Source organism: Scytonema hankhaensis NUACC26, from assembly GCF_045865695.1.
Taxonomy (GTDB): domain Bacteria; phylum Cyanobacteriota; class Cyanobacteriia; order Cyanobacteriales; family Nostocaceae; genus Scytonema.
Genome location: NZ_BAACAP010000244.1, coordinates 15,747 through 29,354 on the forward strand (window position 1 = coordinate 15,747; position 13,608 = coordinate 29,354).

Below are 13,608 nucleotides of genomic sequence, written 5' to 3' on the forward strand. Positions count from 1 at the left end.
AGAGCTTTTTTCAATCTGCTTCACCAATCAGCAAAAAAGCAGACCAATCACTGGGATTGGGATACTTCTTCATGGTCGTTAACATCGCTTGTCTGAGTGCGATGGCTTTATCCTGATGTACTTTTAACTGCCGATAAAACTCTGGCATAAAAAAGGCAGTCGATTCATCCGATACCCGCCACAAAGAAACTACAATACTTGGTGTCCCAGCAGAAATAAATGCACGCGGTAAGCCAATAACTCCATCTCCAGTAATCCTACCTCTGCCAGTATCGCACGCGCTTAAGACCACTAATTCTGCTTTGAGCTTCATCTTTAACACTTCATCCGCACTGAGCAGACCATCATCTTCAGCATCAGGTGATAAGGCTACAGCACCAGGTATTCCCGGTTCACCTAAATTTTCGAGTAAGCCGTGTGTGGCAAAATGAATGTAGTTCGCTTGAGTCATTTGTTTGGTGACTACAGCTTTTGTGGCGCGATCTCCAGTAATGGGCTGAGTTTCAAACATTTGGGCAATGGTAGTGGCTTCTTGTTGTGCTCCAGGTAAAGATTCCAATCGTTCAGGAGTTGCACCAATTGTGGCAGGAACTTTTGGCATGGTAGGATTCCCCACAATCATCATCGCGTTGCTTGTTTTAGTAGATGGTTGAGATTTTAACGCCAATTTTTTTTGATGAGTCAGTTGCAGGACTTGAATCGAAGGAGCAATAGAGATAGTGTATTTTTCAATCAGGAATTTCTGGTCTTTTGGGTCTTGGAGAGCGGCAAAGGGAACGAGGAACAGAGATTCATGGGGAACAAAAATGATACGAGAATCAGGATTATTAGGCAGTTGCTTAGCGATGGGTTGAATCAGTAACGAATACATCTGTTGCAAACAGAGATTCCCTCTGCAAGCGGGATGGCGAATATTCTCAATAGATGATGGAGTAGATAGGATATCATGCGTTTTAGAGACAGAAGAGCGGGTTTGACGAATCAAGCGAGTAATGAGATCGTTAACCAAACTACGTTGAGGGGAAGTCCCTTCAGCCAGGGTTGCAGCAGCAATACGAGCATCCTCTGCAAAAGTGCCTAAATTTTTATCTTTGAGATTAGTTTTTTGGAAGACAACTTCGCCATTGGGTTTCACCACCCAGATATACAGATCATCCCAGGCAATGGAATAGTAGACGATAGTGGCATTTTGTTGTTTGGCAACAAGGCGGATTTGTTGAATTTTTGGGACAGGAGAAGATGAGAGTTGTTGCTGTTGAACGATCAGTTCAGCAAAAGCGCGAGCGCGACCACGTTCGGCGATTTCGAGGGCAGTATTATTTTGCTTTTGGGCAATGAGGGCTTGTTGTAACAGACGGTAAGTATCAGCTTGGGTTTCAAAGATAGAGACTTTAAAAGCGTCGTTATCACCTAAGCTAGCTCTTTGGGATTCCCAAACTGTAATTGCAGAGTGGAGATTTGTTTCGGCAGCTTGCGGGCTGTGAGAATGAAGCAGAGCTAGTCCCAAATTGTTTAGAGATTTTCCCTCTCCAAGTCGGTCACCAACCGCTCTTGCGATCGCTAAACTTTGCCGATGGTATTGTATTGCCTGTTTATAATTTCCCAGTCCCGCGTAAGCATTTCCCAGACCACCCAGAGACCGATCCTCTCCTTGTCTGTAACTAATCTTCCTTGCTATTGCCAAACTCTGCTGATGGTACTGTATTGCCTGTTTGTAATTTCCAAGTCCGGTGTAAGCATTTCCTAGATTATCCAGAGACCAACCCTCACCTTGTTTGTCACCAATCTCTCTTGCAATTGCCAAACTCTGCAAGTAATACTCAATTGCCTGTTTATAGCTTCCGAGTGAATAGTAAGCGTTTCCCAAACTACTCAGAGATCGCCCCTCTCCTTCTTTGTCAATTGTGCCTATGATGACCAACCTCTGCTGATGGTACTGTATTGCCTGTTTGTAGTCTCCAAGTGAGTAGTAAACATTTCCCAAACCACCTAGAGATCGCCCCTCCCCTGGTCGATCGCCAATTTCTCTTGCAATTGCCAATCGCTGCTGATGGTACTCAATCGCCTGTTTGTAGTTTCCGAGCTCATTGTAAGCTAGCCCCATACCTCCCAGAGATGCCCCCTGACCCTGTCGGTCTTTGATACTTTGGTAAATCTTCAGTGCTTGTTGGTAAGAACGCAACGCCGCTTCAAACTGGCTAGTATTCAATTGCTGGTTACCTTGCTTAAAAAGTTTATCTGCTTCTTGTTTGCGGTTGTCTGTAGTTTGAGCGACTGCTCGCATGGACACCAATACAACTGGCAAATTCATCATTAACGGAGCTGCCGTACTTGACAGCAATACAATCAGAAACGCTGAACCAACTTTTCTCACCTGCATATTGCATATTCCCCAGCTACTTTATCTAGATGTTGTATCAGCATTGGAAGGAAGAGGATAAGTTGTCCAAGTCTTGGGAGCATCTTCAGGTAAGCCCATTAATCGCAACACATTCGCCCAATCTGTTTGTATTGTTACATCTTGTGGATTTTGCTGCCGTAATTCTGCTAATTTTGTTAATGTTTCATACCATAGTTGGCTGTCTGTATACACAAAGACCTGCTCCCTACCAGATGTTGATTTCAATCTTTGATTGAGGTTACTATCAGCAGCAGTATGCTTTAACCAACCGTTGACTGTGACATCAGCAGATCGGTCTTCAGGATTACAAATAGCGGAAAAAGCCCATCGATAAGTCTTGTTGGGTTCAAGAGGGAGTATCTTGCTTGGCATTTGCAGACGAATAATCCCTGGTTGCGATCGCAAAGGAAAGATTTCAGAACCAATCTCTTTGCCTTGTTCATTCAACAGCAAGAATTCTGCTTTTACTTGTTCAATGGGTAAGCGAGGGATGTAAAACCAAAAAGTTGGGCGTTGACTAATGGTTTGCTCGATAAAAGGAACTCCATTGTCTGTCGATGGTACTAAAGCTATAATTTGTTGGCTTAATTGTCTGCATGGACCGCGTACAGCACCTCCCCGTTTACGACCTTTAGCTACGCCACCCGGACGAGTACCGAAGAAAAAGCGTTTCACTCTTTCACTTAAGTTAGGTCTACTTTTGGTGTTTTGTGCTTGGACTGATGAAAGAAAAAATAGAGAGTGAGTCAACGATAAAAGTAAAATGCTACTTAAAACAATCGTACTTTTAGCTAATGTCTGTTTATTCATATAATTTTTTAATAAAAATTAAGTGTGTTTCCGAGAAAGATAACGAATAAAAATTAATCCAGAACTAGTGATGGTAAATGCTATTCCTGCTGGTATGAAAGGAATCCACAGACTGGCAAAAGTTAAACTCATTAAACAGATAATGTATAAAACCAAAATACTGGCAGTGATGACTAAGCCTATTGTCTTTAATGAACGCCAGTAGCAGACCAAGAACCCACCGAAGAAAGACCAAACACCGATCCAAATTATTTCTATACCCTGTGACCAGACGCGCAATAACGACCGCCCATCAAGTACAGTGCTAAGAATTTGACTGACCATGTGTGCGTGTACAGTGACACCATTCATAGTACCATAGGGTGTAGACCACTCATCGCGGGGTCCTTCTTGATAAGCATAACTCCCAACTAATACAATTTTGTCATTGATCTCTTCACCATCAAATTTATTGTTGAAAACGTCTTCAAGGGTTAGTACTTTGGCAATTTTGCCCGAAATAGTTGCTCGATAATTTAGTAAGACTTGATAACCCGAAGAATCTATGCCCTGATAACCACTTGTAAAAGATTGTACTACAGGAAAAGTAAAGTTACCTATGCGTGGATTTTCTCCTTCGCGAATAATAGCTTTGTACTTTTTATTGTCCTGTTCTTGTTCCAAATAGCGTCGTGCTAACAACAAGCTAAAAGACTCTTTTGTTCGACACTCAGTTCCTGGAATTATATCTTGAGCCATTAAATGACGACGCACATGACCATCAGTGTCGGTCACAAAATCACTAAAACCAACTTTTTCTCTAACATTCTCTAAAGATACAATCTCTGGTGCTGGAGGGACTCCTGGCGCGATAGTATTACCTTCTTCGTCGGTAGCGGGTACTTTACAGACCGTTACTATATTTTTTTGTTGCAATCTATTGACTAAATCTGGTATTGCAGAATCTGCACGAAATGCGCGGTACAAATCTAGTCCAATCAGTCTTGGTTTATGCTGTTCTAAAATAGCTAAAAGTTTATTTAGAGAGGGGTCTCGTAAGGAATTCCCATATCCCTTTTCTCTTCTTTTATCCTGCTCTAGGATATCTCGATCTGCGATCGCTACAATGACAAGGCGATTATCTTCTTTCTCTTCTAATAATCTTGCTTGCATCAGGTGGTCAAAAGTCTTCAATTCCAACCACTCCAATACAGCAAAAAAACGTACCCCTACTAATCCACTAGTAACAATTAAACTTATTATAAATGCTTTTCTTATACTCGATCCGCTTTTTAAAAATCTCAGAAAAAGTTCTCTAACTTTAAAAAAAATATGAAGATAATTTCCTTGTATAGAGATTTCCGTATTGAGAAAATTTAAGGATTCTATTGGTGAGGAAGTAGATGTTATTACATTATCTAGTTTGACATAGTGTTCATTGTTAATTTTACGAACAATAGCATCTAATCGAGATACGTACTTACTTCCTTGAAAAGTTAACTGCAACTCTTGAGAAAGTTTATAAATGGCAGTTTCTAATTTTCTTTTTTGTAATAAATCAATCAGTTCTACGACAAAATCATGCGTGCTAATTGTCCCGATAGCACTGAATTCTGCTGGATCGATGTCAATTTCTATACATAAAGCTCTCCGCCGATCTGGATCGGCACGCCGACTTAATTCTAAAAGTTCTCTCAGAGTTTTGATGTCCGAATCATCTAAGTCTTCTAGAGACATATTAATTTCTGATTAAGATGTACGTGTATTCACTAAATCAAACTATTCAGGATTAATTTTAGCCATAATGGCTCTTAATTTGGAATAATATCCTCCCCCTTTAAAATCAGATGCTAATTTTTGACAAAGTTTATAAATTGAGCTTTGTAATTTCCGTTTCTGCAATAAATCAACAAGTTCAACAGCAAAGTCATTTTCAGCTAGTATCCAGATAGCGCTCAAGTCTCCGGAATTGATGCCAATTTCGATACATAGCGCCTTGCGTCTATCAGCAGCAGCTCGTCCGCTTAGTTGTAAAAGCTCCCGTAAAGTTTCCATATCTCGGTCGTCGAGTTCCTGGTTGGTTTCTATTGGGGGATTATTCATGAGAGAATCATTCCCAGGTAAAGGAGTAGATGGTTGATTAAGCATTAAAACAGGAATTTGCCCCTGAGAAATATTTTCTAGCTGTAGTGCCACCAATGCTTCGTCAAAGGCTCTTTGGAATATATTTAAATTATTATCTGGATATTCATAACCCAAAGTATCATAAAAACCTTGAGAGAACGCGATCGCAGCTTGGTCTTGAATCGCTTGGTTCATGCCAATGACACAATTAATATATTGATGGATAGCTGTAGCAGATTGAGCGGAGTGACAAGCATTAAGCAGTACGCACTTTACGTAATCTTTATGTAATTTAAAGAGTTGCGCCAATCCCTCTGGTGTAACTTCCTTATTATTCCCTTCATTATCTTCTAATACTAAACTGCCATCCTCCAAGCCATGACCGCAGAAATGAACAATAGAAGGACGTTCCTCTGCGATCGCTCGGCGAATATCTTGGGGACGAACAGCTGTTCTCAAACTTATTTCCAAGTTATCTCGTTTTGCAGCTCGTCGGAAGGCTTCTTCAATTTCTCGAATTTCTTTGTTTAAGCGTAGACCACGAGGAATGGCTGTTAATAGTAATACTTTTTGTTGCACTCGTTCAACTCCTTAAAACAACTACTCAGCTTCACCAATAAGTAGAAAAGCAGACCAATCACTGGGATGAGGATACTTCTTCATCGTCGTTAACATTGCTTGTCTGAGTGCAATGGCTTTATCTTTGTGTACTTTTAACTGTCGGTAAAACTCTGGCATGAAAAAGGCAGTCGATTCATCCGATACACGCCATAAAGAAACTACAATACTTGGTGTCCCAGCAGAAATAAATGCACGTGGTAAACCAATAACTCCATCTCCAGTAATTCTTCCCCTGCCAGTATCGCACGCGCTTAAGACCACTAATTCTGCTTTGAGCTTCATCTTTAACACTTCATCCGCACTGAGCAGACCATCATCTTGAGCATCAGGCGCTAAGGCGACAGCACCAGGAATTCCCGGTTCACCTAAATTTTCTAATAAGCCGTGTGTGGCAAAATGAATGTAGTTCGCCTGAGTCATGTGTTTGGTGACTACAGCTTTTGTGGCGCGATCGCCAGTTAATGGCGCAGTCTGAAACATTTGGGCAATAGTAGTAGCTTCTTGTTGTGCTCCAGGTAAAGATTCCAGTGGCGCGGGAGTTGCACCATTGATGGAAGGAACTTTTGGCATCTTCGGATTCCCGACAACCATCATTGAGTCAGTTTTTGTCGATGGTCGAGATTTTAATGCTAGTTTTTTTTGATGAGTCAGTTGCAGAACGTGAATTGAAGGTGCGATGGCGATGGTATGTTTTTCAATCAGGAATTTCTGGTCTTTTTGGTCTTGGAGAGCGGCAAAGGGAACGAGGAACAGCGATTCATGGGGGACAAAAATGACGCGGGAATCAGGATGAGTTGGTAGTTGTTTGGCAATGGGTTGAATCAGTAACGAATACATCTGTTGCAAACAGAGATTCCCTCTGCAACTGGGGCGACGAACACCATCAGATGATGGAGCCGATGAAGAATCATCCGTTTTTGCGACCGCAGAACGGGTTTGACGAACCCAGCCAGTAATCAACTCGTCAGCGACACTTTGTGGTGGAGAATTCCCTTCCGCGAGGTTAACTGCGGCACTACGGGTATCCTCTGCAAAGGTGCCTAAATTTTTATTTTTTAAGTCAGCGTTGTGGAAGACCACTTCACCATTGAGTTTCACCACCCAGATGTAGAGGTGATTCCAGGCAATGGAATAGTAGACAATCGTAGCTTTTTGTTGTTTAGCGACGAGACGGATTTGTGAAAGATTGGGAGGAGGAGAAGAAGAGAGTTGTTGTTGTTCAATAATTAATTCGGCAAAAGCGCGAGCACGACCGCGTTCGGCAATGACCAAAGCATTATCAGATTGTTTTTGAGCGATGAGAGCTTGTTGTAAAAGGCGGTAGGTATGAGCTTGGGTATCAAACAAAGAAACTTTGAAAGTGTGATTGTTACCGAGTCGTTCGCGTTGAGATTCCAAAACAGTGATGGCATCGCGGAGATATTGTTCTGCTGGTTTTGATTGTCCAAAATTCAGATAACTCAGCCCTAAATTATTCAGAGAATTCCCTTCACCATATCGGTCACCGATGGCACGGGCAATTTCCAAATGTTGCTGGTGGTATTTGATGGCTTGTTTGTACTCTCCCAGGGAAGAGTAAGCAAGTCCGAGATTGCCAAGAGTTGCACCCTCACCATTACGGTTACCGATGGCGCGGGCGATTTCCAAACTTTGTTGGTGGTATTGGATGGCTTGTTTGTACTCTCCCAGGGAGCGGTAAGCAAGTCCCAGATTGCCAAGAGTTGCACCCTCACCATTACGGTTACCGATGGCGCGGGCGATTTCCAAATGTTGCTGGTGGTATTGGATGGCTTGTTTGTACTCTCCTAGGGAATTGTAAGCATTTCCCAAACCACTCAGAGAAGCACCCTCACCATTACGGTCATCGATGGCGCGGGCAATTTCCAAATGTTGCTGGTGGTATTGGATGGCTTGTTTGTACTCTCCTAGGGAGTCGTAAGCATTTCCCAGATTGCCCAGAGCTGCACCTTCCCCATATCGGTTACCGATGGCGCGGGCGATTTCCAAACTCTGCTGGTGGTATTTGATGGCTTGTTTGTACTCTCCGAGGGAAGAGTAAGCAACTCCCAGATTGCCCAGAGTTGCGCCCTCACCTAATCGGTTACCAATGGCGCGTTTGATTTCCAAACTCTGTTGGTGGTATTTGATGGCTTGTTTGTACTCTCCCAGGGAGTCGTAAGCAAGTCCGAGATTGCCCAGAGAATTCCCCTCACCATACCGATCGCCGATAGCATGGGCGATTTCCAAATGTTGCTGGTAGTATTTGATGGCTTGTTTGTACTCTCCGAGGGAAGAGTAAGTATTTCCCAGATTACCCAGAGAATTCCCCTCACCTAATTGATCGCCAATGCTTTGATATATTTTCAGTGCCTGCTCGTAAGAATTCAATGCCGCTTTGTATTGGCTGGTTTTAAACTGTTGGTTACCTTGCTTTAATAATTTGTCTGCTTCTTGCTTGCGGTTGTCTGTGGTTTGAGCGGCTACCCGCATAGAGACAGATACAGCTGGCAAACTCACTATTAACGGTGCTGCCGTACTTGCTAGTAATGTAATTAGAAAGGCAAAACCAACTTTTCTCTTTTGCATATTCGTTTACAGAATCATATATCAGAATTAGCCATTAGTATGAATGCTGATTACCTTGTATAAATACACTAATACTTCACCTGATTCGGAAATTTCAGTAAAAAATTTATGATTTATCCATGATTTTTGGGAAATGTCAGGTGTATTATCTGAAATGAGTGACTTTCAGGCTAAAAAAACAGATCGTAAAGAAGCAAATTCAGGTAAATTTAGAGCACAGATACTTTTTCGACTTGAAACACGATAAGCACTTACTTTACCAAACTCAAAAACCTTAATAGGAGCAAATTTATGTCCAAGGTTGAACGAGACGAAAACTGAGAAGAACGTATCCATATGGAAGCCGTTGTTGATGCATACCATGAAGAAGAACGGGCAATGGGATGGTACTATTACCTTGATGACAGACTTCATTTTCCCTTCCAAGCCAAGTGGATAAGCCGTAAGCGTCCAGAAGGAAGAGATGTTGAGGTCATAGAAATGTCGCCAGAAGATGATTGTTTGCACGATATGTTTGTAGAGGTGCGATATCAAGAGAGAACCGTTGACGATATTTTTTCCGCACATCTATCTGAAATTAAACCAATAGATGTTGATGAGGAAACGGCAGAAGCCATAGCTGACTGGCATTATTGGGTAGCAAAGGGATACGAGTTTTAATGATTGGGGAAAGTAGATACTTAAGTTGACATGATATGGACAAAATTTGAATGGGCTGTTGCTCCGTCGTAAGCGATCGCACTATAATATGGCTATAATTCAGAGCTAAAAGCAACCGAGATTAGGTTTCCTATGGCTGTATATACAGAAATTTGTTAGAGAGCGATCGCTTTACTTAAACAATTACCAGGAGAATCTTTAGTAAAGGCTGTTGAATTTTTGGAAGCCCTTTCTTTTGAAGCGTTACGAGTATCAGAACATTTTTATCAAATTCTGCAAAAATAGCACTTATATGGTTATGGTAATGATGTATAATTTGTCATAGCAACTCCGACAACAGTTAATGGTGTGGTTGGTCGAGACGAAATTGGTGGGGGTTTTTCAGAATAAGTGTATTCTTCTCTTTAACTAAATCACCCGTACATAGGACTGCTAACCGTTCAGTATATGCTTTAATCGCAAGAATATATTCATGGTTTCGAAGTGTGGTGTTGACTGGACGTAATTTATCAACAACTACGCCAAATAGTGTAATATCGCCGCTTATTGTATCACCATTAGGAGACGTAATTTGTGTTACTAAACCTTGAATAGTGATGTTGGGATAATTAGTGATGAGTTCACCAATAATTTTCAATTGTGAGCGATTTTCAACAGTTGCCAGAATTTCTATTGCTTCACTAATGCGTGTGACATAATCACCCAAATTTTGACTATTGGGTAGTAAAACTTCAAACTCCCCTCGTTGTGGTTCCTGTTTTAACCAAATCGTGGCATTATCTAGAAATGGGCGGTCAAGATGCCATCCAGTTGATTGCAGGTAATCTCTTAATTGTTCTAATTCGATATTTTTGAAAATTTCCGCATCCCGGACTATAACTTTCATGGCTTGACTCCTTGACTAATACCGAGCATGATGGATTGAAGGGCAGCAACTGTAAATTGGTTAGTTCTGGGTATAGTTACTGTAACATTCGTAGTATTTATTGTAGGTGGTATTCCCCGTAAGGATAGCCAATACCCGCAGTGTCTTAAACATAACTCCTCCTCTGTTTGTTTTAACCAGTTCTGAAGGTTTTCGGGAACTATAACTACAACCAATATTCTTGGTGTAGCATAACCATTTAAAATTAAGTTTTAAATACTTATAAGCGGGTAACGGATGACTTGATCGTCAAGGACATCTCTAGATGTTGATTTTAACTGTAATTCTAATCTTGGTGCCTGAACTATCCCCGCTCCCCCTTTAGCTGCGATTCCCCAGTCTACACTGTCATCATCTACAAACGGTTTGTACAGTGAATAGCCAGCAACGGTGATTACTGCTTGTAAGTAAGTATTGCTAAATTGTTCTTTTTGTTGGTTGATATCCACACTTAACTTTTTCCGTACTTTCCGATTGCTGTTTTTACATTCATTAGAGAATAAGGGGCGGTCATGGTTGGGTATGGACTGCTACGCGATAAGCGTTGAAGCATGGCTAGCTGAAGTTTTTGGTCAATCGACGCTCTCAAAACGAAAACAGTTGTTTTCGGCTAATCATGACGACACAAAAACTGCATGAACTTTTTTCCCAAAAAAGGCACAGAATCAACAGCCTAGGCAAAGCCCCAGCTGTCAGCGATCGCATCGCAATCGCGATTCTTGTAATTCTTTACTTTCTACCACAGGTGTACTATTTTGTTCCCCCAGTACAGATTCAACTGATATCGGTACAATTCTAACTCTCACCAGCTTGCTCTAACGCAGAATTAATGACTGTTTTGCTTAGACGAATACCGCGAGCAAGCATCCGTTGAATCGATTGCTGTATAGATATTGAGTATCCTTCCCTTTTAGCACGTAACAAAATGCCAACAGTACCTGTTACTGAAAGACCACTTAATCTTGCTACTCGTCTACTAGTAGCTTCATCGATACAGACTGTTTGGACGTTTTCATTAATAGCAAGTTGAATAACAGCCGCCTCGCCGGAATCAAGGGAGTTGAGCAAAAAAGGAGAAATATTTACAGGAGTTTGCCATTTTTGCAGCCAAAAAGCAGCTTCAAATTCAGCTATTCCAAACCCGCTAGTACCTCCTGTAAGTATTTCCTGACAAACCTCCAAAGGTACTAAAACTTGATTGTATAGAGATTGGAGAATATTTAAATCTCCCAAAGCAGCTACCACAGAAATAATTGGTGCTGTATTAATAACTATTTTATCGGTATTAGGCATTTTCTAGATCGGATAAAAGTTCCTCTTCTGTTAAATCAATCATTGGAACTCCATAATGATGTAAATTGAGCAAAAAAGAAACTCTATCCATACCTGCTAATTGTGCTGCTACGCCAGAAGAAATGCGTTTCATTTCAAACAGCTTAACTGCCATTGCCATTTTTGCTTCTTGCTCAAACTGTTCTCGCGTCTGTTGTAAAGCATCTGGTAAAGTTTCTGGATAATCGATTTTAAGTTGCAAGGACATATTTTTAGTTCAGGGTAACACCTTCCTACTACAATGCGTCTATTTAGGGACTTCAACGCACATCAGTTCTTGAACCTATCAAACCTTCGCTTTGCCAGTATGCCACTAATTCTGCTCCAGTTTGTGGCGGATTTTCTATAACTTGTCTCGTAGACAGGATGCGTAGAATATATTCGGAGAGCGGTAGATTTAGACGAGAGGCTTGTGCACTAAGTTCGCTTTCTAGCTCTGGTGGTAAATTTAAACTGAGGGTCATTTTTACTCTTCTGCCTAGCTTTGATGTTTAATTTGATTGAATTCAGCTATATTTTAGCTTCTCTTGACACTGGCATCAGGAAAGAAAACTGCTGTATGCAGAAGAAAGTTCCTTGACCTAAATCCGCAACTTAACCATTTTTAGAGCGGTGTTGATGTAGCATAGAGGATACAATCAGTACCCTGCTTAACATTTCTCCATTCTCTATGATTCAATTTCAACCTGCTCTTTCACCATCTCCACATTGCACTGCTCAATTCAATGTTGGGTTGAGGAACGAAACCCAACTACGTAATATATGATATTGGCGATTTAAGATTGACTTTATAAATGACCTCTCACTCAACAGCGTAAGAAGTAAATTGACGCTTAAATGGGGAGTAAAAACCAATAACAATATCGGAGGAAGGTACACCTAACTCAACTAACCTCTCGGGAATAATTTCTTCTGTCCCGTTGTATTGAATCCATATCTTTTCATTCTGAATATCAAAATGCATCACAGGACCAAATACCCGTTTTTCACCTTGCCAACCTACATAAGCTAATTGGTAGTGGTTGTTTTCATTGTCAAAGATTAGCTGTGACTTTACAGTATCGGGGTCAGAGCTATTTTGTGCGTGTTCAGTTAGAATTTGTTTAATAATTTGACGATAGCGTTCTATTTTATCCATTGCCGTATCTCCTCCTGTTTGGGGTCGTAAGTGTCTACTGAAGTACAAATTTATCCGCGTCCATCCGCGTTTATCAGCGGTTAGTTCTTTTTTTCTTGTACCTCACGAAAATGGGAATTGCTATATAACAGTTCGTTAGGTTATGAGAACAGTCTGATCGCTTTGAGCATAAAGTTCCAAGCTTTGTAAAGAAACTGCATGGTATCAATGACAACTGCAATGCGTCTAAGTGAATTTCTTAACAAATTCTATCGATCGCTCTCCTCGTGGTGGTAGAGTTAAAGTTGTATTGAAACCAAGTTCCTCAATGTCTAGCAATAATCTCAAAATTCTCTTAGTTGAGGATGACGAACTTTTCCGCTTAGGATTGAAAATGCGGTTGCAACAGGAACCCAGTATAGAAATTGTGGCGGACGCTGAAGATGGAGAACAGGCTTTAGAATTTGCTTCTCGTTATCCTTTGGATTTAGTGTTACTTGATGTTGGATTACCAGGAATTGGCGGTATTGAAGCTTGTCGCCAAATCAAGCAACACCATCCTCAATTACCCATCCTAGTTTTAACTTCTCGTTTTGAGAAACCTTTAATTGCACGGTTAATTGAAGCAGGGGCGCATGGTTACTGTCTTAAGGGCATTCCCTCAGAGTCTTTAATTTTAGCTCTGCGTTCGGTAGCTGCAGGGGCTTCATGGTGGGAGCGGACAGCAACAACAGAAATTAGGGCTGCTTTTGAGACAAGCAACAACGTAGAAATACGGTCTACAAAAACTACCGAACAGTTAGAAAATCCATTGACAAAGCGCGAACAAGAAATTTTAGCGCTAGTCGCTGTAGGTAAAAGCAATCAAGAAATTGCATCTGTTCTCTACATTGCACCTGGTACGGTGCGGGTTCACGTTCACGCTATTTTGCAAAAGTTAGAGGTTCGCGATCGCGAAGCGCAAGCCGTACCCGGCTTATCGCACTCAAGCCGCAGTACTGGCAATTCAGAAAGGGTTGGTTGCATCAGAATTTTTGGAAAGTCGGCAGTAGG

Annotated in this window: 11 protein-coding genes and 2 pseudogenes; 2 read left to right on the forward strand and 11 right to left on the reverse strand. The window is 41.3% G+C overall.

Annotation, left to right across the window (positions count from 1 at the left end; genetic code table 11):
* Positions 1-10 precede the first annotated feature (10 nt).
* The 5 genes from ACKTT2_RS42375 to ACKTT2_RS42395 are packed head-to-tail and all read right to left on the reverse strand — an operon-like array spanning position 11 to position 8,521.
* Positions 11-2,380, reverse strand: a complete 2,370-nt coding sequence (locus tag ACKTT2_RS42375) for a CHAT domain-containing protein (RefSeq protein ID WP_407897897.1) — start codon at positions 2,378-2,380, stop codon at positions 11-13.
* Positions 2,381-2,401: 21 nt separating this feature from the next.
* Positions 2,402-3,211 (reverse strand): DUF928 domain-containing protein, encoded by an 810-nt coding sequence (locus ACKTT2_RS42380; protein WP_407897899.1) that lies wholly within the window; start codon positions 3,209-3,211, stop codon positions 2,402-2,404.
* An 18-nt stretch (positions 3,212-3,229) separates the two neighbouring features.
* Positions 3,230-4,927: a CHASE2 domain-containing protein gene (locus ACKTT2_RS42385; RefSeq protein WP_407897901.1), complete on the reverse strand. Its 1,698-nt coding sequence runs from the start codon at positions 4,925-4,927 to the stop codon at positions 3,230-3,232.
* A gap of 42 nt (positions 4,928-4,969) precedes the next feature.
* On the reverse strand, positions 4,970-5,893 hold the full coding sequence (locus ACKTT2_RS42390) for a CHAT domain-containing protein (RefSeq protein ID WP_407897904.1): 924 nt from the start codon (positions 5,891-5,893) through the stop codon (positions 4,970-4,972).
* Positions 5,894-5,914: 21 nt separating this feature from the next.
* Positions 5,915-8,521 (reverse strand): CHAT domain-containing protein, encoded by a 2,607-nt coding sequence (locus ACKTT2_RS42395; protein ID WP_407897906.1) that lies wholly within the window; start codon positions 8,519-8,521, stop codon positions 5,915-5,917.
* Between the two features lie 336 nt (positions 8,522-8,857).
* Between ACKTT2_RS42395 and ACKTT2_RS42400 the strand changes: the two genes are divergently transcribed.
* Positions 8,858-9,181 carry a calcium-binding protein gene (locus ACKTT2_RS42400; RefSeq protein WP_407897908.1) on the forward strand — a complete coding sequence of 108 codons (324 nt, stop codon included), beginning with the start codon at positions 8,858-8,860 and terminating at the stop codon, positions 9,179-9,181.
* 340 nt (positions 9,182-9,521) lie between these two features.
* On the opposite strand, the gene ACKTT2_RS42405 is transcribed toward ACKTT2_RS42400, so the two are convergent.
* The 6 genes and pseudogenes from ACKTT2_RS42405 to ACKTT2_RS42430 form a co-directional block, all read right to left on the reverse strand.
* Positions 9,522-10,067, reverse strand: a complete 546-nt coding sequence (locus ACKTT2_RS42405) for a hypothetical protein (protein WP_407897910.1) — start codon at positions 10,065-10,067, stop codon at positions 9,522-9,524.
* Positions 10,064-10,555 (reverse strand): annotated as a pseudogene (locus ACKTT2_RS42410) (DUF4365 domain-containing protein). Before ACKTT2_RS42410 ends, ACKTT2_RS42405 begins: the two are co-directional and overlap by 4 nt.
* 346 nt (positions 10,556-10,901) lie before the next feature.
* Positions 10,902-11,399, reverse strand: coding sequence for a PIN domain-containing protein (locus ACKTT2_RS42415; RefSeq protein ID WP_407897912.1), 498 nt, complete (start codon positions 11,397-11,399; stop codon positions 10,902-10,904).
* Positions 11,392-11,646, reverse strand: a complete 255-nt coding sequence (locus tag ACKTT2_RS42420) for a UPF0175 family protein (RefSeq protein WP_407897914.1) — start codon at positions 11,644-11,646, stop codon at positions 11,392-11,394. The genes ACKTT2_RS42415 and ACKTT2_RS42420 overlap by 8 nt, the downstream gene beginning before the upstream one ends.
* Positions 11,647-11,698: 52 nt before the next feature.
* A complete protein-coding gene (locus ACKTT2_RS42425; RefSeq protein ID WP_407897916.1) occupies positions 11,699-11,902 on the reverse strand; it encodes a hypothetical protein in 204 nt (67 codons plus the stop codon).
* A gap of 338 nt (positions 11,903-12,240) precedes the next feature.
* A complete protein-coding gene (locus ACKTT2_RS42430) occupies positions 12,241-12,576 on the reverse strand; it encodes a XisI protein (RefSeq protein WP_407897918.1) in 336 nt (111 codons plus the stop codon).
* A 307-nt stretch (positions 12,577-12,883) separates the two neighbouring features.
* Here ACKTT2_RS42430 and ACKTT2_RS42435 point away from each other — a divergent pair.
* Positions 12,884-13,607: pseudogene (locus tag ACKTT2_RS42435) on the forward strand (response regulator transcription factor).
* Position 13,608 lies beyond the last annotated feature (1 nt).

What these genes read in the sequence shown, in the direction of transcription:
- ACKTT2_RS42385 (WP_407897901.1), bottom strand. Translation starts at nt 4,927, where the DNA reads ATGTCTCTAGAAGACTTAGATGATTCGGACATCAAAACTCTGAGAGAA.
- ACKTT2_RS42420 (WP_407897914.1), bottom strand. Translation starts at nt 11,646, where the DNA reads ATGTCCTTGCAACTTAAAATCGATTATCCAGAAACTTTACCAGATGCT.
- ACKTT2_RS42380 (WP_407897899.1), bottom strand. Translation starts at nt 3,211, where the DNA reads ATGAATAAACAGACATTAGCTAAAAGTACGATTGTTTTAAGTAGCATT.
- ACKTT2_RS42415 (WP_407897912.1), bottom strand. Translation starts at nt 11,399, where the DNA reads ATGCCTAATACCGATAAAATAGTTATTAATACAGCACCAATTATTTCT.
- ACKTT2_RS42400 (WP_407897908.1), top strand. Translation starts at nt 8,858, where the DNA reads ATGGAAGCCGTTGTTGATGCATACCATGAAGAAGAACGGGCAATGGGA.
- ACKTT2_RS42425 (WP_407897916.1), bottom strand. Translation starts at nt 11,902, where the DNA reads ATGACCCTCAGTTTAAATTTACCACCAGAGCTAGAAAGCGAACTTAGT.
- ACKTT2_RS42430 (WP_407897918.1), bottom strand. Translation starts at nt 12,576, where the DNA reads ATGGATAAAATAGAACGCTATCGTCAAATTATTAAACAAATTCTAACT.
- ACKTT2_RS42395 (WP_407897906.1), bottom strand. Translation starts at nt 8,521, where the DNA reads ATGCAAAAGAGAAAAGTTGGTTTTGCCTTTCTAATTACATTACTAGCA.
- ACKTT2_RS42405 (WP_407897910.1), bottom strand. Translation starts at nt 10,067, where the DNA reads ATGAAAGTTATAGTCCGGGATGCGGAAATTTTCAAAAATATCGAATTA.
- ACKTT2_RS42375 (WP_407897897.1), bottom strand. Translation starts at nt 2,380, where the DNA reads ATGCAGGTGAGAAAAGTTGGTTCAGCGTTTCTGATTGTATTGCTGTCA.